The sequence below is a fragment of the Solidesulfovibrio aerotolerans genome (genome assembly GCF_009856865.1).
GTDB lineage: Bacteria > Desulfobacterota > Desulfovibrionia > Desulfovibrionales > Desulfovibrionaceae > Solidesulfovibrio > Solidesulfovibrio aerotolerans.
The window spans coordinates 56,248-74,774 of record NZ_WVUD01000016.1 but is presented as its reverse complement, the minus strand read 5'-3'; the positions used below and the strand labels follow the sequence as shown (position 1 = coordinate 74,774).

The 18,527-nt window shown below is 64.2% G+C and carries 17 protein-coding genes; 8 read left to right on the top strand and 9 right to left on the bottom strand.

Annotated features, from left to right (window positions below; translation table 11 throughout):
- Positions 1–4 precede the first annotated feature (4 nt).
- The gene (gene galE / locus GTA51_RS10605) at positions 5–1,018 is read left to right on the top strand and encodes a UDP-glucose 4-epimerase GalE (RefSeq protein WP_160960941.1); all 1,014 of its coding nucleotides are present in this window, start codon (positions 5–7) and stop codon (positions 1,016–1,018) included.
- Positions 1,019–1,053: 35 nt separating this feature from the next.
- Positions 1,054–1,329 (top strand): late competence development ComFB family protein, encoded by a 276-nt coding sequence (locus GTA51_RS10600; RefSeq protein ID WP_160960939.1) that lies wholly within the window; start codon positions 1,054–1,056, stop codon positions 1,327–1,329.
- 607 nt (positions 1,330–1,936) lie between these two features.
- Here GTA51_RS10600 and GTA51_RS10595 read toward each other — a convergent pair.
- The 9 genes from GTA51_RS10595 to GTA51_RS10555 form a co-directional block, all read right to left on the bottom strand.
- The gene (locus GTA51_RS10595; RefSeq protein WP_160960937.1) at positions 1,937–2,326 is read right to left on the bottom strand and encodes a response regulator; all 390 of its coding nucleotides are present in this window, start codon (positions 2,324–2,326) and stop codon (positions 1,937–1,939) included.
- A gap of 93 nt (positions 2,327–2,419) precedes the next feature.
- On the bottom strand, positions 2,420–3,340 hold the full coding sequence (locus tag GTA51_RS10590; protein WP_160960936.1) for a sensor histidine kinase: 921 nt from the start codon (positions 3,338–3,340) through the stop codon (positions 2,420–2,422).
- Positions 3,318–3,710 carry a response regulator gene (locus GTA51_RS10585; RefSeq protein WP_160960934.1) on the bottom strand — a complete coding sequence of 131 codons (393 nt, stop codon included), beginning with the start codon at positions 3,708–3,710 and terminating at the stop codon, positions 3,318–3,320. The genes GTA51_RS10590 and GTA51_RS10585 overlap by 23 nt, the downstream gene beginning before the upstream one ends.
- 109 nt (positions 3,711–3,819) lie before the next feature.
- On the bottom strand, positions 3,820–5,472 hold the full coding sequence (locus GTA51_RS10580) for a sensor histidine kinase (RefSeq protein WP_160960933.1): 1,653 nt from the start codon (positions 5,470–5,472) through the stop codon (positions 3,820–3,822).
- A gap of 67 nt (positions 5,473–5,539) precedes the next feature.
- Positions 5,540–7,318: an ATP-binding protein gene (locus tag GTA51_RS10575; protein WP_160960931.1), complete on the bottom strand. Its 1,779-nt coding sequence runs from the start codon at positions 7,316–7,318 to the stop codon at positions 5,540–5,542.
- Between the two features lie 241 nt (positions 7,319–7,559).
- Positions 7,560–8,801, bottom strand: a complete 1,242-nt coding sequence (gene msrB, locus GTA51_RS10570) for a peptide-methionine (R)-S-oxide reductase MsrB (RefSeq protein ID WP_343039505.1) — start codon at positions 8,799–8,801, stop codon at positions 7,560–7,562.
- The gene (locus GTA51_RS10565) at positions 8,798–9,142 is read right to left on the bottom strand and encodes a hypothetical protein (RefSeq protein WP_160960930.1); all 345 of its coding nucleotides are present in this window, start codon (positions 9,140–9,142) and stop codon (positions 8,798–8,800) included. Before GTA51_RS10565 ends, msrB begins: the two co-directional genes overlap by 4 nt.
- 296 nt (positions 9,143–9,438) lie before the next feature.
- Positions 9,439–10,896 carry a sigma-54-dependent transcriptional regulator gene (locus GTA51_RS10560; RefSeq protein ID WP_160960929.1) on the bottom strand — a complete coding sequence of 486 codons (1,458 nt, stop codon included), beginning with the start codon at positions 10,894–10,896 and terminating at the stop codon, positions 9,439–9,441.
- A 7-nt stretch (positions 10,897–10,903) separates the two neighbouring features.
- Positions 10,904–11,680 (bottom strand): response regulator, encoded by a 777-nt coding sequence (locus tag GTA51_RS10555; RefSeq protein ID WP_160960928.1) that lies wholly within the window; start codon positions 11,678–11,680, stop codon positions 10,904–10,906.
- Between the two features lie 266 nt (positions 11,681–11,946).
- On the opposite strand from GTA51_RS10555, the gene GTA51_RS10550 reads away from it, so the two are divergent.
- From GTA51_RS10550 to GTA51_RS10525, 6 genes are all read left to right on the top strand, one after another.
- Positions 11,947–12,849: a prenyltransferase/squalene oxidase repeat-containing protein gene (locus GTA51_RS10550; RefSeq protein ID WP_160960926.1), complete on the top strand. Its 903-nt coding sequence runs from the start codon at positions 11,947–11,949 to the stop codon at positions 12,847–12,849.
- Positions 12,839–13,861, top strand: coding sequence for a DUF362 domain-containing protein (locus GTA51_RS10545; protein WP_160960925.1), 1,023 nt, complete (start codon positions 12,839–12,841; stop codon positions 13,859–13,861). The genes GTA51_RS10550 and GTA51_RS10545 overlap by 11 nt, the downstream gene beginning before the upstream one ends.
- 601 nt (positions 13,862–14,462) lie before the next feature.
- Positions 14,463–15,362 (top strand): Flp pilus assembly protein CpaB, encoded by a 900-nt coding sequence (gene cpaB, locus GTA51_RS10540; protein ID WP_160960923.1) that lies wholly within the window; start codon positions 14,463–14,465, stop codon positions 15,360–15,362.
- A complete protein-coding gene (locus GTA51_RS10535; RefSeq protein WP_160960922.1) occupies positions 15,349–16,956 on the top strand; it encodes a type II and III secretion system protein family protein in 1,608 nt (535 codons plus the stop codon). The genes cpaB and GTA51_RS10535 overlap by 14 nt, the downstream gene beginning before the upstream one ends.
- A gap of 45 nt (positions 16,957–17,001) precedes the next feature.
- Positions 17,002–17,286, top strand: coding sequence for a hypothetical protein (locus tag GTA51_RS10530; RefSeq protein WP_160960920.1), 285 nt, complete (start codon positions 17,002–17,004; stop codon positions 17,284–17,286).
- 22 nt (positions 17,287–17,308) lie between these two features.
- Positions 17,309–18,481, top strand: a complete 1,173-nt coding sequence (locus GTA51_RS10525) for a CpaE/TadZ family protein (protein WP_246198083.1) — start codon at positions 17,309–17,311, stop codon at positions 18,479–18,481.
- Positions 18,482–18,527: the final 46 nt, after the last annotated feature.

Sequence of the window (18,527 nt, the reverse complement as noted above, 5' to 3'; positions counted from 1 at the left end):
GACGATGGCAACCAATATCCTGGTCACCGGCGGCGCGGGCTACATCGGCTCCCATACCTGCAAGGCCCTGGCTGCTGCCGGGTTCACACCCGTTACGTTTGACAACATGGTCTACGGCCACGACTGGGCCGTCAAATGGGGACCGCTGATCCGGGGCGATATTCTCAATCGCGGCGAACTCGACGAGGTGTTTGCCGAGTACAAGCCCGCCGCCGTGCTCCATTTTGCCGCCTACGCCTACGTCGGCGAATCCGTCACCGATCCCGAGAAATACTACCGCAATAACGTGGCCGGGTCGCTTTCGCTGCTGTCCGCCATGCGCAAGGCCGGTTGCCGCCATATCGTTTTCTCCAGCACCTGCGCCACCTACGGCGCACCCGATCGCGTGCCGCTCACCGAAGACCACCCGACCCGGCCCATGAGCCCCTACGGTACGTCCAAGCTCATGATCGAACAGATGCTGCGCGACTTCGACGCCGCCTACGGCATGACCTACACGGCGCTTCGCTACTTCAATGCCGCCGGGGCCGACCCGGAAGGCCAGATCGGCGAAGAACACAAGCCCGAAACGCACCTCATCCCGCTGGTTATCGCCGCTGCCCTGGGCCGCATTCCCCACATCGAAGTCTTTGGCACCGATTACCCCACCCCCGACGGCACGGCCGTTCGCGACTACATCCACGTGAGCGATCTGGCCGAGGCCCACATCCTGGCCGTCAAACGGCTGCTTGGCGGTGCCCCCAGCGCCACCTACAACCTGGGCACCGGCACCGGCAATTCCGTGCGCGAAGTCATTAAAGCCGTGGAAGCCGTGTCCGGCAAAACCGTGCCCGTGGTCGAAGGGCCGCGCCGGGCCGGCGATTCCCCAGGCCTGTACGCCGACTCCGGGGCTATCATCCGGGAACTGGGCTGGAATCCGCGCTACATGGATCTCAACGCCATTGTGGAGACGGCCTGGCGTTGGCACGAACATGGGCTGCCCGGCAAAAAACATTGCAATCTGCGCAAACCCGGCTAAAATCGAGGAAAACACTTCCACCTTGCGGAGGCCGTATGGACTATGCCGCACTCGGGCTCGATTTCCACTCCATCCGCAATAGAAACGAAACGCGGGTCATCAACCTCCTTCCCGGAGTGCTGGCCGAGTTTCCAAATGTGTGCCCCACACGCACGGATATTGAGGACATCTACGCCCTGACGCTCAACAAACTCCCGGCCCGCTACGTCCAGGCCGTAAGTCTGGTTATTCAGGAGCCTGTCAGCGACGAGATGATCCGCGAGATGCTGCGCGACGCCGTCCGCACCGTGCGCGCCCGGCCCAATTGTTGAAGAAGAAAGGCGAAAGGCGAAAGGCGAAGATGCCTCCGGCGGCCGGGGGGCGACGGCCCCCCGGACCCCCGAACGAGGGGGCGGGAGCTTGGACGGGATAAGGGGCGGCTGCGGGGCTGGGAGTGCGCTGGGATTGTTGGGCGCAGGAACGCTTGGCGGCTGCGCCGTATGGTTGGTCGCAATTGGGGCCGCCGACACTCCCCGCGAAGCGCGGGGAGCACGGCGGCCCCAATTGCGACCAACCGGTTCGCCCGGGAAAGGCAAAAGACAAGCTCGATTTCCCCTCTTTCAGAAAGTATAATCTAGCTAAAAAACACCAACTGTACTTTCAGAAAATGCGGCCCTCCGGGCCGCTGGCGCGTTGGGGTCTGGAATTTGGGGGCTGGTTGCGGCCGGCTTCCGGCCACAACCAGCCCCCAAATTCCAGACCCCATCTCCTGCCCGCACCCACATCCACCCCCATCAACCAACCCAGTCTCCACCCGCTTCCCGCACCCATTCGGGGGGTCCGGGGGGATCATCCCCCCGGCCGCCGGAGGCATGCCTTTCGTCTCTTCTCCGTCACCCCCATCACCATCACCACCGCAACCTCTCGCTCTCGCTCCCGCTAGCGCGGGCGGGTGGCCTGTCGTCTGTCGTAGACGGCGCGGATGGCTCCTTCGAGTTCGTCGGTGGGGCAGGGTTTGAGCAGATAATCGGCGGCACCGCCGGCGATCATGGCAGAGGCGATATCGACGGAGGCGTGGCCGGTTAAGATCAGCACTTCGGCTTCGGGGCAGGCGGCGCGTAAAAGTGGCAGGGCTTGTTGGCCGGACAGGCCCGGCATTTTGACATCGAGCACGATGACGTCGCAGGGGGCTTCGGTAAGCAGGGCCAGGGCTTCGTTGCCGCCGCCGGCGGTGCGCACGGTGAAACCGTGTCGGCTCAGGAGTTTGGCCAGGGTGTCGCGGAAACGTTCTTCGTCGTCAACGATGAGGACACGGATGGAATCGGCCATAAGACGTCTCCGTGGGCGGTTGCGGGTTGGCGGCATGGTGCGGGTGGGCGCACAGGGAACACCGGCGGATCCGCAACCGGTTGTGGGTTTGGTTTACAGGGGCAGGGCGACGGTGAAGGTTGCGCCATGCCCGGGGGTGCTTTGGGCGGTCAGCGTCCCGCCCAGGCGGGTGACGATGCCGTGGGAAAGCGACAGTCCAAGGCCGGTGCCTTTGCCGGGTTCTTTGGTGGTGAAAAACGGGTTGAAGATTTTGGCCATGTTTTCTGGTGGGATACCGCAGCCGGTGTCGCGTACTTCGATAATGATCTGGTCGTCGCTGCGGCGGGTGGCCAGGGTTATGGTGCCACCCTGGGGGGTGGCGGCGAGGGCGTTGGTGAGCAGATTGAGGATGACCTGGCGCAGGAGCGGCACGTCGGTGCGCACGGTGGGCAGGGTCTGATCGTAGGCGCGAACGATGGCCACGCCGCGTCCTTTGGCCTCGCGTTCGGCCAGGATGGCCATGTCTTCGATGACGTGTTCCAGGGCTTCCTCCTGGAGCACGGGTTCCATTTTGCGGGCGAAATTGAGCAGTTTATGGGTGATCAGGCGGCAGCGTTCCACTTGTTTGCCGATCTGGTCCAGGCTGTCGCGGACCTCGGCCAGATCGGCCGGGTCGGGGCAGCCGCTTGGGCCGAAAAGTTCCCGGGCCAGATCGATTTCCTGGGTGATAATCGCCAGCGGGTTGTTTATTTCGTGGGCGATGCCGGAGGACAGTTCGCCGATGGCGGCGAGCTTTTGGGATTGCAGCAGGCGCTTGTCCAGTTCGCGCAATTGGCGTTCGCCGCTGCGCACCCGCCGGGCCAGGGTGAGCGCCGAGCCGATGCAGACTGCACCGGCAAAAAGAGCCAGGGCAAAGCCGACCACCGGCGGGGCGGCCAGGGCCAAGAGCACGGCAGCACCAGCCAGCAGCGGGGCCAACAGGGTGTGGGGCCACAGTGGCGGCCGGTGGTTTTCAAGAATGGTCGCGGGATTCATTGAGCTTTTTACGCTCATAGGCCTTGTTGGCTTTTTCCAGGAGTTCCCCGAAATCCACGGGTTTCAGGACATAGTCGTAGGCCCCCAGCGACATGCCCTGCATGCCGGCCTCCACCGAGGCGTGGCCGGTCAGGATGATGACTTCGACCAGGGGGTGGCGTTTTTTGATTTCCTGCAACACGGTCAGGCCGTCCATGCCCGGCATGCGCATGTCGAGGATGACCACGTCGAAGTCTTCCCGGTCGAGCCGGGCCAGGGCTTCGGGACCGTTTGCCGCGGCAGTCACCGGTATGCGGCGGTAGGTGAACCGTTTGACCAGCGTTTCGATAAAATCGGCCTCGTCATCCACGGCCAAGACGCGAAGTCCCATGGCTACCTCTCTCCGGGCGTTTTGCGGCGGTGCCTCGGGTGTCGGGCTGTTGGTGTTTTGCATGGCGTCCTTTCGGGTGCACTGTGGAGCATCGGGTGGGGCGACAGCATCAGACCGCGATGGGCAGGGAGATGTGAAACGTGGTTCCCTGGCCTTCGTCGCTTTGCACCTTGATGCGGCCGCCGAGCTTGCCGATGATGCTGTAGCTGATGGTCAGGCCCAGCCCGGTGCCTTCGCCCACTTTCTTGGTGGTAAAAAAGGGATCAAAGATCTTTTCCAGGGTTTCCTTGGGGATGCCCTTGCCGGTGTCGGCGATGGCAATGTCCACCTCGCCGGATTCGGGGACGGTATGGGTGGTGATGGTGATGGTGCCGTTTTTGTCGATGGCGTCGATGGCGTTGTCTAAGATGTTTAAAAAGACCTGCTGGAGCTGGGAGGCGTCGGATTCGATATGGGGCAGATCGCTTTGGTAGTTGCGCACGAAGGTGATGCCCCGGAAATTGGCCTCGTTTTCCAGAAACGACCGGGTCTGTTCGAGGAGCAGATTGACATCGAGGTTTTCCTGGGTCGGTTCCATGCGGCGGGCAAAGCCGAGGAGGCGATGGGTGACATCCTTGGCCCGGCGCACGTGGAACTCGATTTTGGTCACGGCGTCCTCGAATTCCTGAAAATTGGGACTGGCCTTGATATCTTCCTCGGTGAGCAGATCGCGCATCCAGCCGGCTTTTTCCATGATGATGGCCAGCGGGTTGTTGACTTCGTGGGCCACGCCGGCGGCGAGTTTCCCCAGGGCCGCCATCTTGCTCGACTGGGTGAGGGAGGCGTCGAGGGTGGCTTTTTCCCGATCGCTCTGGATGAGCTGGCGCACGGTGCCGTTGGCGATAAAGATGGCACCGCCAACGATGAGCAGGGCACCGCCGGAGAGCAGGAGGATGAGCAGCCAGCGCGCCCGGTACAGGGGCAGGAATTCCTCGGCCGGATCGTCTTTGATGACCAGCAGCCAGTCTTTGAGGTTGAGCCAGGTCATGGCGTAGAGCGACCGCTGGCCGTTGACGGTGATCTCGTCCACCCGGGTGCCGGAAAAGCGCGGGATGTCCGGGAAGGGCACGGTGTCAAACATATCGTGGCCAAAGCGCGGCTTGGTCTGGAGCACATGCTGGGCGTTGAGCAGGAAGGCATCGCCGGATTTGCCGAGCTGGACGGTGCGCACCAGGGTGTCGAAGATGTCGGAGTCGATGGCCGCGCGCAGCACCCAGGTTTTTTCACCTTCGCGGCGGCTGATGGCGATGTTGAAATGGGGGTATTTGCGAAAGCCCATGAACACGTCGCTGACGTGGATGCCCTTGGCCATGACGGTGCGAAACCAGTCTTCATGGCTGTAGTCGATGCCCTTGAGCTGGTAGGGGCCGACGTAGGAGACGCACAGGCCGTTCTGGTCGATGACCTGGAGATCGAGAAAGGATTTGCTGTGCAGTTGGAGCACGCCGAAAATGCGTTCCAGGTAGGCGTCGCCGGCCAGATCCTGGTAGGATTCGGTCAGGGCCAGATTGGAGAGCTGGGCCACGCGCTCGGACAAAAACATGTCGATGGTGACTTTCTTGTTATCGACCAGGTTGCGCAGATTGCCGTAAATCTTGTCGGTGTAGGTGTCGTAAAATTTGGCATACAGGCCAAGGCCGAGGCTTAACAGGGGAACAAAGGAAAAGGCCAGGGTGATGGCGATTAGTTTCAGGCGCAGCCTGCCGAATTCGTCCTGGATCATGGTGCCGCCTCTGGGTGGTTGTCGATACGGACAGGATAATAGTCCAGGTCCGGGAGGAAGCAAAGACTCATGCGCCGGCCCCGGCCAGGGGAAGGGTGAAGGTGACGGCCACGCCGTGGCCCGGTTGGCCGGCTATGCGGATGACGCCGCCATGGTGCTCCACCACGGCCCGGGAGGCGGCCAGGCCGATACCGAGTCCGGGCATTTTGCCGGTGGTGGCATCCCCGAGCTGTCGGAATTTCTCAAAGACGACCTCGTGCATGGCGGCGGGGATGCCCTGGCCCGTGTCTTCGACGGTAACAACGGCCATGTCCGCCTCGCGGCGCACCCGGCAGGCGATGTGCCCGCTGCGGGTGAATTTGACGGCATTGGACAAAAGCTGGCCCAGGACAAAGACCATGCGGTCCCGGTCACAGCGCACCAGGGGGAAATTGCCCGGGATGTCGCGCGCAAAGGCCAGCCCTTTGAGGGTCATGGCCCCCAGGTGCGGCATTGCGGCCCGGTCCACGATGTCGGCGATGGACACGGGAGCCAGGGCCAGGGGCAGATCGCCGGATTCCAGGGCGGCCAGTTCGAGGACGTTGTCGATCAGTCCCGTCAGGTGGCGGCCTTCTTCCAGCATAATGGCGAGGTTGTGGCTGTAGCGGGCGGCTTCGGCGGCCAGTTCGTAGTCGTTGCGGGCGGCCTTGGCAAAGACCCCGCGTTCCAGGCGTTTGCGCATGACCTGGGCAAAGCCGACCATGGAGGTCAGCGGTGTTTTGAACTCGTGGGAGACCAGCCCCAGAAAATCGGATTTGACCCGGCTTAACGTTTCGGCCCGCTGTCTGGCCAGACGGGCCTCGCGTTCCTTGTCGGCCAACGTGTTGATGGTGGTGCGCAGGTGGGATTCCATGCGGGCGAGATCGGTGGCCAGTTCCTGAAATTCCCCGGAGAAGGCGGCCGGATCGAGGTTGCCGTCCTCGCCCCGGGCCACCCGGCGGGCGTGGCGGCCAAGCTCGGCCAGGGGACCGGCCACAGAGCGGAAAAGCCCCCAGGCGGCCAGGGCCACCAGGAGCAAAATCGTCAGTTGCAGGGCAGCCACTATCAGATCGGCCGAGCGGGTGATGTCGTGGCGTTTGGTTTCGTAGCGGGTGCGCAAGTCTTCGGTGACCGGCTCCAAGGCTCTGGCGGCGGCCACGAAGGCGGCTTCGGTGGAGCCGGCTTGTTCCACGCGGCCGGCGTAGGCGGCCAGGGCGGTCAGGTAGTCGGCGAGCACCCTGTCCGCCTCGCCCGGCGGGGTGCTTTCCTGGCGGGCGGTTTCACCCAGGCGCGCGCCCTCGCGACGCAGGCGCTTGAGATCATCAGGCGTGCCCGAGGCCAGCCAGTGTTTTTCCAGGCGCATGAGCCGGTTGATTGCCGGGGCCAGGGCGGGGTGCACGGCGGCGAGTTGTTCCAGGGACTGGGAGCGTTCGAGATACAGGGCGACGGGATCGGCCTCGTCCGGGATGTCGGGACTGCCGGCCATGGCCATGAAACCGGCCAGATAGGCCCCGAGCTGGGCGAGTGCGGCATCGCACAGGGGGTCGTGGTCGGGGTCAAGGGTGCGGATGGTTTCAATGGCGCTGACGGCGGCCTTTTGGTGGCCGCGTACGGCGGCCAGGGCTTCGGGATCGTGGCGCAGGAAGAAGTTTTTTTCCTGGCGGCGCATTTCCAGGGCCTGGATGCGGGCGGTCACTGCCAACTGTTCCAGGGTCAGCATGCGTTCGATGCATCGGCTCTCCAGATAGTCCACGACAAAGACCAGGACAAATCCTGCCAGTATAGAGCCGCACAGCGTCGCAAGCTTGCCTTTGACGCTTACCGGCACTTGTGTTCCCCGTTGTTTTCCACACCGTCTCCCTGGCCTGACAGGCCGTTGGCGGATGGCTGACTGACGCGGGCCGCCGGCAGGAGCAGGGCGACATTCGAATTTTAGCTGATGACGGATCGGTTTACCAGTAGATTGCGCCCAGTTTCACAAGTGAAGCGTGGCAAAAGGCGGGAATCCCGGACGGCCGCAGCCGTCCGGGATCGATTCCGGCAGGGAAAGTGGCAGGAAAGGACTCTGATTACTGGATATCCTTGACGTATGCGCCGTAGCCGGCCGCTTCCAGATCCTTGGCCGGTACAAAGCGCAGGGCGGCGGAGTTCATACAATAGCGCAGGCCGGTGGGCTTGGGGCCGTCCGGGAAGACATGGCCGAGGTGGGAGTCGGCCACCCGGCTGCGCACCTCGGTGCGGGTGGAAAAGAGGCTCTTGTCCACCCGTTCGACCACGGCGTCCGGGCGTATGGGCCGGGTGAAGCTTGGCCAGCCCGTGCCGGAATCGAACTTGTCCCGGGAACTGAACAGCGGCTCACCAGACACCACATCCACATAAAGTCCCGGGGCCTTATTGTCGGCGTAGGGATTGTCAAAGGGGCGTTCGGTGCCGTTTTGCCGGGTCACTTCAAAGGCGATGGGGGACAAGGTCGTTCGCAGCACGCTGTCGGGCGGCCGGGTAAACGTCTGCCAGGCCGGGGGCGTTTGGGCCGGGGTTGTCCCCGATGTTTCAGGCCCGGCGGTCGGCGGAGTGGCGGTTGGCGCAGCAGACCCGGCATCGGCCGGGCTGGCTGTCGGTGCGGCCTCGTCCTTGCCCCAGATCTTGGCCAGGAACTGGTCGCGCCCGGAGAAGCTGCGGTAGGTCTTGTATTGGAGCGTATGGGTGCGCCAGTAGTCCTGGTGGTAGGATTCGGCGTTGGTAAAAAAGGTGAACGGCAGAATCGGGGTGACGACGGGGTTCTTGAAGCGGCCGGAAGCGGTCAGATCGGCCAGCGCCTCCTTGGCCGTGCGCTTTTGCGCGTCGTCGTGGACAAAGATGGCCGTGCGGTATTGCCGCCCCCGGTCGGCGAACTGGCCGCCGGCGTCGGTGGGATCGATGTGGCGCAAAAAAACATCGAGGACCTGGCGGTAGCTGGTGCGGCTCGGATCAAAAAAGACCTGCACCGCCTCGTAATGGCCGGTGGCCCCCGAGGACACCTGTTCGTAGGTGGGGTTTTGTTCCGTGCCGCCGGTATAGCCGGAAACCACGGCAGTCACGCCGGGCAGCTTTTCCAGATCCGCTTCCACGCACCAAAAACAGCCGCCGGCCAGGGTGGCCACGGCCTGGGTTGCAGTGAGGCTGGACATGGTGTCCTCCTTGCCGGAAACCGCAGCCTGGGCGGCACCGGAGTTGTCGGGCTTGTCAGGGGCAGCGGCCTGGGCCGCCAGACACGCGCCGGCCAGGGTCAGGGCCAGCAGGGCCAGCAGGCGCATATATTTGGTCGCGTTCATGGTGCTCTCCTTGGGCCAAGATCGGGATCAAGGCCGGCGGCGCGTTCCAAAAGACCCTCGGCCAGGGGGGAGAGGGCGTCGGGCGCGCCAAGAAACGTAAGCAACTGCGCGGCATCGGCAAAGGCCAGTGTTGCCGCCATGGGGCGACTGGGACGGTTGCCCGGGCCGATCACGCTCTCCAGGATATAACCACCGGTTGCGGTTTTGTGCAGGGTCAAATCCCAGAAACGGCTGCCGACGCCGGTCACTTCACGCTCGTTGAGGTAGGCCAGACGCGTGGTCCGGCCGGTCGGCAACCGGCTGGTAGTGGTTTGCGTGGGAAACGCCGCTGGGCCGTTCATGATGGCGCTCCTTGTCTGCCAATTCCTATTGGTACTCATTATCAAGAATCGAGCCAAAAGATTTTATCGACAAGATATTTAATTTATTTGGCTTTTTTATTGGCTGCGAAAGAATTCACGTGGGATTCCTGAAAAACAGGAGCCATTGAAGAGGAAAGCGGCAGATTGTGGCCGGACGTGCGGCGCGGCAGGGGGGCAAGGGCAGGAGGGGCGTCGGACAGTGGCCTGCCCCCCGAGCGCCTGGAGCAGGAACAGGAACAGGAGCAGGAGCAGGGGCAGGGGCCGGGCGGCGGGCCTTATTGCGTTCCGGCGGCTCCCGGCCCGCTCGGGCGCAGGCCGAGTCCGTGCTTGCGCAACAGGCCATAGAGGCGCGACTGGCTTAAGCCGGACACGGTGATGGCCGTGCGGATGTCGCCCTGGCAGGCTCCGATAAGGCGCTCCAGATAGACGCGCTCCACCTGGGCATGGGCCGTGTGCTTATAGACGTCCCAGTTCAGCGGGACGTCCGCAGTCAGGGAATAGGGAAGGCAGGCCGGGTCAGGTCCGGCGGGGCGGGACGGGGGCTGGGTCGGTTTGGCCGTACGGGCCGCCCGGGAGCGCACAAAACGCACCCGCACGTCGCGGGGCAGATGCGAGGGGAACAGTTCCGGCTCCAGGGGGGCGGCGGCCACCAGCGCTTCCAGAACGTGCACCAGTTCGCGTACGTTGCCCGGCCAGTCGTAGCCGCAAAACAGGTCGATCAGATCGGTGGAGAGGGCAGGCAGGGGCAGTTTGGCGCAACGGCAGATGCGGGTGAGGTGGTATTCGGCAATATCGTGGATATCTTCGGCCATGTCCCGCAGGGGCGGCGGGGCGATGGTCACGGCCCGGATGCGGTAAAACAGGTCGGCCCGAAAAGTTGCGGCCGCGACCATGTCGGCCAGCTCCCGGTTGCTGGCGCAAACCAGCCGGAAATCGACCGGAATTTCCCGGTTTTCGCCCAGGGGGCGGTAGGTGTGGCTTTCCAGCAGGCGCAAAAAGCCCTTTTGCATGTCCAGCGACAGTTCGCTGACCTCGTCCAGAAACAGGGTGCCGCCGTGGGCTCTGGCCAGCAGGCCGGGTTTGTCTCCCGAAGCCCCGGTAAACGCCCCCCGGCGATGGCCGAACAGTTCGCTGGCCATGATGGTTTCCTGAAGCCCGGCACAGTCCACGATGACCAGTTCGGCTTGGGCCCGGGAGCTGTTGTCATGGATGGCCCGGGCGTAAAGCTCTTTGCCAACGCCGGTTTCGCCAACGATTAAGACATTGGCCTGGCTTCTGGCTGCCCGGCCGAGCTGGCGCAGGGTGCGCTCGACGGCTGCGCTTGCGCCGATGATGCCGGGGCGGCGCACCGGCAGGGCGTCCTGCTTTTTCTCGCGAAAGCGCAAGGCCCGCAGACAGGCCAGACGCAGGCCTTCCTGGCTGGCCGATTTCTCGATGTAGTCCCAGGCGCCGCTTAAGATGGCCAGTTCCGCGCCGTCAGGGTCGCCGGCTCCGGTGATGATGACCACTTCGGGTTCGTTGGGCAGGGCGCGCAGGCGCGGCAGGAGATCAAGCCCCGACCCGTCCGGCAGGCGCACGTCGAGAAAGACCAGATCGAATTCAGCCGCCAGCACCTGCCCATCGGCCTCGGCCACCGAGGCGGCCCGGGTGACCTCGTGCCCCTCGCCGGCCAGCAGACGGCACAGGAATTCCCGAAAAAAGGCGTCGTCATCGATGACCAGGATGTGGGCCATGGGGCGCTCAGGAGGTGCTGGCGGCCAGCAGGGGATGGCTGCGCACAGCCGTTAACACAGCGGCCAGCGCTTTGACGGCCTGCTCGCCGTGCTGCCGGCACAGGGCAGGATCGCCCATCAGGCAGGTTTCCTGAAGCAGGCGCATGGCCCGCCCCAGCTCTTCGGCCCGCAGCGGTCCGGCCATGCCGGCCAGATCGTGGGCCAGCCCCTTGGCGGCGGCCAGATCGCCCCGGTCCACGGCTTCGGCCAGGGCGTGGCCCTTGGGCTCGGCCAGTTCCAGAAAAAGGGCCAGCAGTTCGGCGGCAAATTCCTGGCGGCCTTTCTGGGAAAATTCCGACAGATCGAGCACCGCCGCTGGAGCGGCGTCGGACCGGGGGCAGCCCAAAACCTGGGCGATGGCCGCGAAAAGATCCGGGCCGCGAACCGGTTTGGCCACATGGGCGTCCATGCCGGCGGCCAGACAGCGTTGCCGGTCGCTGGGCATGGCGTAGGCGGTCAGGGCCAGGATGGGCACTGCCGGGGGATTGATCGCGCCGCCGGCCCCTTCCCGGATGGCCTTGGTGACAGCCATGCCGTCCATGTCGGGCAATTGGATGTCCATGAGGATGCAGTCCACGGGATGAGTGGCTACCGCTGCCAAGGCCTGGGACCCATCGACGGCCGGGATGGGGGTGTGGCCGTTTTTGCGCAGCAGATGCTGGAGATAGAGTTGGTTGACGTCATTGTCATCAACGACCAGGACGGTCAGGGAAGGCAAAACCTGAACCGGACCCGAAGCAGCCATACATAATACCTTTGTTTTTGCCGGCGCGGGGAAGCGCCTGACCAGGGCTTTCCATAACAGTGTCTCATTTCTACCATGGGCCGGGGCAGATTTCAAATCGTCCCGGAGCGCATTTTTTGGGGCCGCCGACTCGGAGAGGCGCAACCCAGGGCAGGCCGGGATCGACACTCCCGGCCTGTTGCGGCATGGTTTTCCGGCCCAGCCGCCGGTGGGGCTTGCTTTCAGGCCGCTGATGCCCATTTTGTTGCAAGCAAAGGAGCGCGCCCATGCCGCCGAATCTGCCTGACGGGCTTTCGCCCCATCTCGACGCCCTGGTCAAGCGGGCCTTGCCGGACGGACAGTTTGCCGTTGCCGACGGTTTCGCGCCGCGCCCGGACGCGACAGCTTGGGCGGCCATAGCTCTTTTCGCCGCCGATCAGGCGCACCCGGCGGTGACGGCCGCCCGAACCGCCCTGGTCGCGACCCAGCTGGCCGATGGCCGGGTGCCTATTTTGCCCCAGCGCCCCGAAGCGGCCTGGCCGACCACCCTGGCCTTGCTCGCCTGGCTGCCTGATCCGGCCTTTGCCGGCCCGGCCCACAAGGCGGCCGCCTGGCTGGCCAGCCATCCCGGGGCGGCCTGGGCGCGCCAGGACAAGGCCGTGGTCGGCCACGACACGAGCCTTCGCGGCTGGGCCTGGATCGACGGCACCCACTCCTGGGTCGAGCCGACGTCCCTGGCCATGCTGGCCCTGGCCGGCCGGGCCGAGGCCCCCAAAGCCGCCCTGGACGAGGCCGCCCGCCTGCTGCTCGACCGCCAGTTGCCAAACGGCGGCTGGAATTACGGCAACACCCGGGTTTTCCGAAATATCCTCCTGCCCATCCCGGAATGCACCGGCCACGCCCTGGCCGCCCTGGGTGGACGGGCGGACCCGGCGGCCGTGGCCGCGAGCCTGGCCTATCTGGCCGGCCCGGAGTGCGCCGTGGCCACGCCCCTGGCCGCTGCCTGGCGGGCCTTTGGCCTGGGGGCCTTCGGTCTGGCCACGGCCGAGGTCTGCGCCAACTGCCGCGTTGCCCTTAACCGGCAGGATCGCTTCGGCCCCTTTGATACCCCGCAACTGGCCCAGCTCATCGCCGCTGCCGCCACGGCCGGCCGTTTTGCCGCACTTTTGGGAGCAGATCATGACCGCTAAGCACAGCGCCCAAGCCGGAGGCGTCACCCGCCGCCAGGCCGTCAAGTTGGCTGCCGCCGCCGGAATTGTCGCGGCGGGCGGGCTGGCCTTGCCGCCGCTTTTTCGGGAACCCCTGCGCAGCGAAGTGTTCGTGGCCAAGGCGGCCGACTACGGGGCGGATCTGGCCGGCATCCTGCGCCGGGGGCTGGCCGAACTGGGGGTGACACCCCAGGAATTGGCCGGCAGGCGGGTGCTTTTAAAGCCCAATCTGGTCGAACCCCATGCCGGGGCCGGCCATATCAACACCCATCCGCTGGTGTTGCGGGCAGCGGCCGAGGCCTTTTTGGCCCTGGGCGCTGCTTCGGTGGTGGTGGGTGAGGGGGCGGGCCATCGCCGGGACGCCTATCTGGTGCTGGAGGAGTCCGGGCTTGAGGATGTTTTGGCCCAGGACAAGCTGCGCTTTTTCGACCTCAACAACGGGCCGGTTACGTTGGTCGGCAATCGGGGCGGGGTGAGCAAGCTGGGCGATCTGTGGCTGCCGCAGCTGCTGGCCCGGGTGGATCTGGTGGTGTCGGTGGCCAAGATGAAGGTCCACCACTGGGCCGGAGTGACGCTGTCGATGAAAAACCTGTTTGGCGTCATGCCCGGGGTGGTCTACGGCTGGCCCAAAAACGCCTTGCACTTCGCCGGCATCGAGGAGTCGATCTTAGACATCAATGCCACGGTGCGCCCGGGGTTCGCCATTGTGGACGGAATCGTGGGCATGGAGGGCGACGGCCCCATCATGGGCGATCCGGTGGCCGCCGGGGTCCTGGTCCTGGGGCGCAACCCCGTGGCAGTGGACGCCACCTGCTGCCGGATCATGGGCATCGATCCGCGCCGCATCGACTATTTAAAGCGGGCCGACGGGACGCTCGGCACCATCGCGGCGCGCGCCATCGCGCAGCGGGGCGAAGATCCGGCCACGGTGCGCCGGGATTTTGCCCTGCTCGATTTCGTGCCGGCCCAGCAGGGTATCCGCCTGGGCCGGTAATCCAAGGGGAACCCCTCACTCCTCGTCAGTTCCCGGCCCTTGCTGGGCGGGCCTGCTGCTCCATCTTGCGTATGACAACGAGGGGGCTTTGCAGACTGCGCCACACAGCAAAGGCAATCAAGCGTATTACGGCTACAAGATCCACGCCGCCACGGACAGTCGGGACGGCTTTCTATGCGCGCCTCCTCCGACCGCCCCGATCCCCCCAGCCGCCGGCCAATGTCCCCGCCAACGTCAAAAACCCCTTGCAGAACTTTTCCCGTTGGGGGGTCCGGGGGCCTCAGGCCCCCGGCCGCCGGAGGCCTCTTCTGCCTTCTGCCTTCTGCCTTCTCTCTTCGTCATGCTGCATCATTTTTTGGCAGACTAATTGCAAACAACTCTTTGCCCGGGACAGAATTCCAAGCCGCCAGCCTTTGCAAACCGAGGCGTGGCGGGTGGTTAGCCCCGGGACCGCCGGCCACGCGGGAGGGCGGGTGTTTGAAAAGACGGTTCGATTTCGGCTGGCGACTCGTGCCGTTTAACAAAGTTATACGCTGCTGCCGCGACTCCCTGCCCCGGGAGGTCACGGCGGCAAGTCTGCAAGCGGCAGGCGGAGGCCCGCATGAAATCCAAAGCGATTCCTCACATGATTCTGGCCGTGATCCTGGCCCTGGTGGCCGGGGTGTTGACCATTCGGTGGCTGGGATCGGCGCGCGCCCCGCAAAACGAGCCGACCAAGGCGACCGTGGCCAGGACCGAGGTGCTGGTGGCCAGCCGGGCCATCCCCAAGGGCGCGCGGCTGGATTCCAGCATGGTGCAGGGCAAATCCTTTGAAGCCGACGCCGTGCCCCAGGGCGTCTTGCGCGACGGGGTCGAGGTGTATGGGCGCATAGCCGCCCGCGACATCTCGGCCGACGATCCCATCACGCCGGACAAGCTCATGCCCAAGGGCACGGTCAGCGGCGGCCTGGACGCCTCGGTGGAAGCCGGCAAGCGGGCCTTTACCATCAAGGGCACCAAGATCATGGGGGCCGGGGGCTTGCTGACTCCGGGCAGCCGGGTGGATGTGTTGTCCACCTACACCCAGCCCGGCAAGAACGACGACAAGATCAACAAGGTCATCCTTGAAAACGTCCCGGTCCTGGCCACGGGCACCGAGCGCGAGACCAAGATCGGCAAGGACGGCCGCGAGGAACTGGCCAATACCGATTTCTACACCCTGATGGTTACGCCCGAGGAAGCCGAGCGGCTGGCCCTGGCGTCGGATCTGGGCAGCCTGCATCTGGCCCTGCGCAAACCCGGCGACGCCGATGTGGTGGTCACTTCCGGCGCGGATGTGGCCAAAAGCCTGGAAGCCTTTGCCGTTGCTCCGGCCGGCCCGCCGGTGGAGCCGGAGCCGTCGCTGGCCGAGGAAGCGAACTACAGCATCGAAACCATCCGGGGCACGGAACGCGAGCGCGTCCGCCTTGATTCCCTGAATACGACGCCGATCAAGGAGGAGAACGACCATGCCAAGCCGTAAGATACGCTATCTGGGGGCGCAGGTGCTGGTCTGGCTGCTGACCCTGTCCTTGGCAACGGGCTCTTTTGCTGCTCCGGGCGGCGTGTCGCCGGTGGCTGTGCGCTCCGCCCCGAGACTCGCCCTGACCATCGGCAAATCCGTCATCCTGCAAAGCGATACCGACATCGCCCGGGTGTCGGTGGCCCAGCCGGACGTGGCCGACTTCGTGCTTCTTTCGCCGCGCCAGGTCTATGTCACCGGCCGGGCTCCGGGGCTGACCAACCTGACGGTGTGGGACAAGGGCGACAAGATCCGCACGGTCTACGATCTTGATGTGGCCCCGGACGTGTCGCGGCTTAAAAAGATGCTCCACGACACCTTGCCCGGCGAAACCGGCATCGAGGTCATGGCCAGCCAGGATTCCATTGCCCTGTCCGGCACCGTGCGCGATGCCGAAAGCCTGAAAAAAGCCCTGACCATAGCCGAAATCTATGCGCCCAAAAAGGTTTTGAATCTCCTGTCCGTGGGCGGCGTGCAGCAGATCATGCTGGAAGTGCGCGTGGCCGAGATGTCGAAAAGCGTGGTCAACCGCATGGGCATCAATTTAAGCGCCGTGGGCGACGGCAACTTCGGCTATACCCTCCTTGGCGGTCTGACCTCCATCGCTGCCAGCGCCTTTAATGTCGATACCGCCCAGAACGTCTACAGTTACGCCAGCGTGCCGGGCATCGATTGGCTGGACGAAAACGGTAATACGACCAGTTCGATCCCAGCCTCGGCTCCGGTCCAGACGCGGTATCGCGAGTTTAACGTTGCCAGCAACAAGGCCAGCATGTCCATGAACCAGGGCACGGCGGCCATGCGGTTTAACACCAACTGGGGCGGGGCCGGCAACACCTCCATGACGGCGGTCATCGACATGCTCAAGCAAAACGGGTTGGTGAAAATCCTGGCCGAGCCCAATCTGGTGTGCTTAAACGGGCAGACGGCCAAGTTTCTGGCCGGCGGCGAAATTCCGGTGCCGGTGCCTTCGGGCCTTGGCACCACCAGCATCGAATGGAAGGAGTTCGGCGTGGGGCTTAAATTCACCCCCACCGTCGTCTCCGGCGACCATATCAGTCTGCAGGTCAACCCCGAAGTTTCGGACCTCGATTACACCAAGGCCATCCAGCTCCAGGGGTTCACCATCCCGGCCATCAATACCCGGCGCACCTCCACCACGGTGGAGCTCAAAAACGGCCAGAGTTTTGCTGTGGCCGGACTGCTCAAGGAAGAAGGCCGCAGTTCCATGGACAAGTATCCGATGTTGGGCGACATCCCGGTGCTGGGCAACCTCTTTAAAAGTTCAAGCTATCAAAAAGACCAGTCGGAACTGGTCATTATCGTCACCGCCCATCTGGTCAAACCGCTGGATAAAAAGGCCATAAGCCTGCCCACGGATACGGCCCACGAGCCGGACGATCTGGAGTTTTTCCTGGGCATCAAACGCCCGTCCCAGACGCCGGCCGGCGCTCCCCTGGCCGGCATGACCCGCACCGGAGCGGAAATGGACGGCGATTTCGGCCATGCCGTGCCCCTGGCCGCCACGCGTTTGCCTGAGCCCCGGGGCTATTAAACCAGGCGGCCAACAATGACCCGCCACGGCGGGAGGAGGCGCATCATGCCACGTATCCGCAAAACGGCCCTCGTGGCCGCCCTGGCCGCGGCCCTGGTCGGTTCCCTGGCCGGCTGCCAGACCACCGACAAAGAGATGAACTGGGATTACGGCAAGGCCTACCATACGGTTTTTGAAAACCAGAAGCTCGATCCGGGCGCCGGCAACGATATCCCGATTGCCTCCATGGACGGCACCCGGGCGCAGTCGGCCTACGAGCGTTTGGAAAAGGCCGCGCCCGAAGAGAAAAAGGCATCCGGGGGCTTTGAAGCCTTTATGCAGCAGCGATGAGACGGCTGGCCGGGAAAGGGGCATGACCATGCAAGAAAAGCTCACCGTGATCCTGGATATGGATGCCTCGACCGCCCGGGGGGTGTTCGAGGAATGTTTGTCCGAAGACGGCGATTTCGAGGTGCTTGGGGCCGGGGAGGAATACGCCGATCTGCTGGTGCGCGAGATGGTGGCCGGGGGCGGCGAGGCGGAACTGGAGGCTGTGGCCGAGATGGTGGCCCGGCGCGGGGAGCGTGAGGTCTTTTTAACCGCTGCGGTCTACGACGCCGAGGTGCTTATGCGTCTCATGCGCCAGGGCGTGCGCGAATTTTTCCCCCAGCCCATAAACCATGAAGAAGTGCGCATGGCCTTGTGGCGCTTTAAAGAGCGCCGGGAAACCAGGCTTGGCCCAAGGCACAGCAAACAGGGCCGCATTATCAATATTTTCGGGGCCAAAGGCGGGGTGGGCACCACCTCCCTGGCCGTCAATCTGGCCGCCGCCTGCCAGACCCACAAGCCCGGGGCCACCGTCGCCCTCATGGACATGAATTTGCCCTTTGGCGAGGCCCAGCTCTTTCTCGACCTCTCCCCCAAATACCACTGGGGCGAGGTGCTCGGAAACATCAGCCGCTTAGACGCCACCTATCTCATGAGCGTCATGTCGCGCCATCCTTCGGGCATTTATCTGCTGGCCCCGCCCAGCCGCCTGGACGACCTGCAGATGGCCACACCGGAGAATATCGCCAAGCTGCTCGATCTCATGCGCCAGGTCTTTGATACCGTGGTCATCGATCTGGGCATGTACCTCGACGAGATCACGCTGAAGGTCATGGAGATGTCCGACGCCATTGTGCTCATTGGTGTTCAGAATCTGCCGTGCCTGGCCAACGTGCGCCGGTTTCTGGACAATATCCGCCACGCCGAGGCCGGGCTTGAGGAAAAACTGAAGATAGTGGTCAACCGCCACCTGGAAGAAAGCGATCTGGTGGTCGAGGATATGGAAAAGGCGCTGGGGCTGCCGGTCTTCTGGCGCATCCCCAACGACTACCAGACCACGCTTTCGGCCATAAACCAGGGCAAGACCCTGCTGGAGACCGCTCCCCGGGCGGCGGTGACCCGCTCCATTGGCGAATTGGCCGCTGTTCTGGCCCCCGCGACAGAGGCAAAACCGAAAAAGAGCCTGTTCGGACTCAAATTTTTACGGGGCCGGTCCTAGCGGCGCAGTGTTTGCCAGAGCGTTGCCGTATTGCCGAAATGCGGTG

Excerpts from the sequence above, each read along its gene's own strand:
- GTA51_RS10530 (WP_160960920.1), top strand. The coding sequence starts at position 17,002 with ATGCCACGTATCCGCAAAACGGCCCTCGTGGCCGCCCTGGCCGCGGCC.
- GTA51_RS10595 (WP_160960937.1), bottom strand. The coding sequence starts at position 2,326 with ATGGCCGATTCCATCCGTGTCCTCATCGTTGACGACGAAGAACGTTTC.
- GTA51_RS10585 (WP_160960934.1), bottom strand. The coding sequence starts at position 3,710 with ATGGGACTTCGCGTCTTGGCCGTGGATGACGAGGCCGATTTTATCGAA.
- GTA51_RS10525 (WP_246198083.1), top strand. The coding sequence starts at position 17,309 with ATGACCATGCAAGAAAAGCTCACCGTGATCCTGGATATGGATGCCTCG.
- GTA51_RS10535 (WP_160960922.1), top strand. The coding sequence starts at position 15,349 with ATGCCAAGCCGTAAGATACGCTATCTGGGGGCGCAGGTGCTGGTCTGG.
- galE (WP_160960941.1), top strand. The coding sequence starts at position 5 with ATGGCAACCAATATCCTGGTCACCGGCGGCGCGGGCTACATCGGCTCC.
- GTA51_RS10555 (WP_160960928.1), bottom strand. The coding sequence starts at position 11,680 with ATGGCTGCTTCGGGTCCGGTTCAGGTTTTGCCTTCCCTGACCGTCCTG.
- GTA51_RS10560 (WP_160960929.1), bottom strand. The coding sequence starts at position 10,896 with ATGGCCCACATCCTGGTCATCGATGACGACGCCTTTTTTCGGGAATTC.
- cpaB (WP_160960923.1), top strand. The coding sequence starts at position 14,463 with ATGAAATCCAAAGCGATTCCTCACATGATTCTGGCCGTGATCCTGGCC.
- GTA51_RS10600 (WP_160960939.1), top strand. The coding sequence starts at position 1,054 with ATGGACTATGCCGCACTCGGGCTCGATTTCCACTCCATCCGCAATAGA.
- GTA51_RS10550 (WP_160960926.1), top strand. The coding sequence starts at position 11,947 with ATGCCGCCGAATCTGCCTGACGGGCTTTCGCCCCATCTCGACGCCCTG.
- GTA51_RS10565 (WP_160960930.1), bottom strand. The coding sequence starts at position 9,142 with ATGAACGGCCCAGCGGCGTTTCCCACGCAAACCACTACCAGCCGGTTG.
- msrB (WP_343039505.1), bottom strand. The coding sequence starts at position 8,801 with ATGAACGCGACCAAATATATGCGCCTGCTGGCCCTGCTGGCCCTGACC.
- GTA51_RS10590 (WP_160960936.1), bottom strand. The coding sequence starts at position 3,340 with ATGAATCCCGCGACCATTCTTGAAAACCACCGGCCGCCACTGTGGCCC.
- GTA51_RS10580 (WP_160960933.1), bottom strand. The coding sequence starts at position 5,472 with ATGATCCAGGACGAATTCGGCAGGCTGCGCCTGAAACTAATCGCCATC.
- GTA51_RS10545 (WP_160960925.1), top strand. The coding sequence starts at position 12,839 with ATGACCGCTAAGCACAGCGCCCAAGCCGGAGGCGTCACCCGCCGCCAG.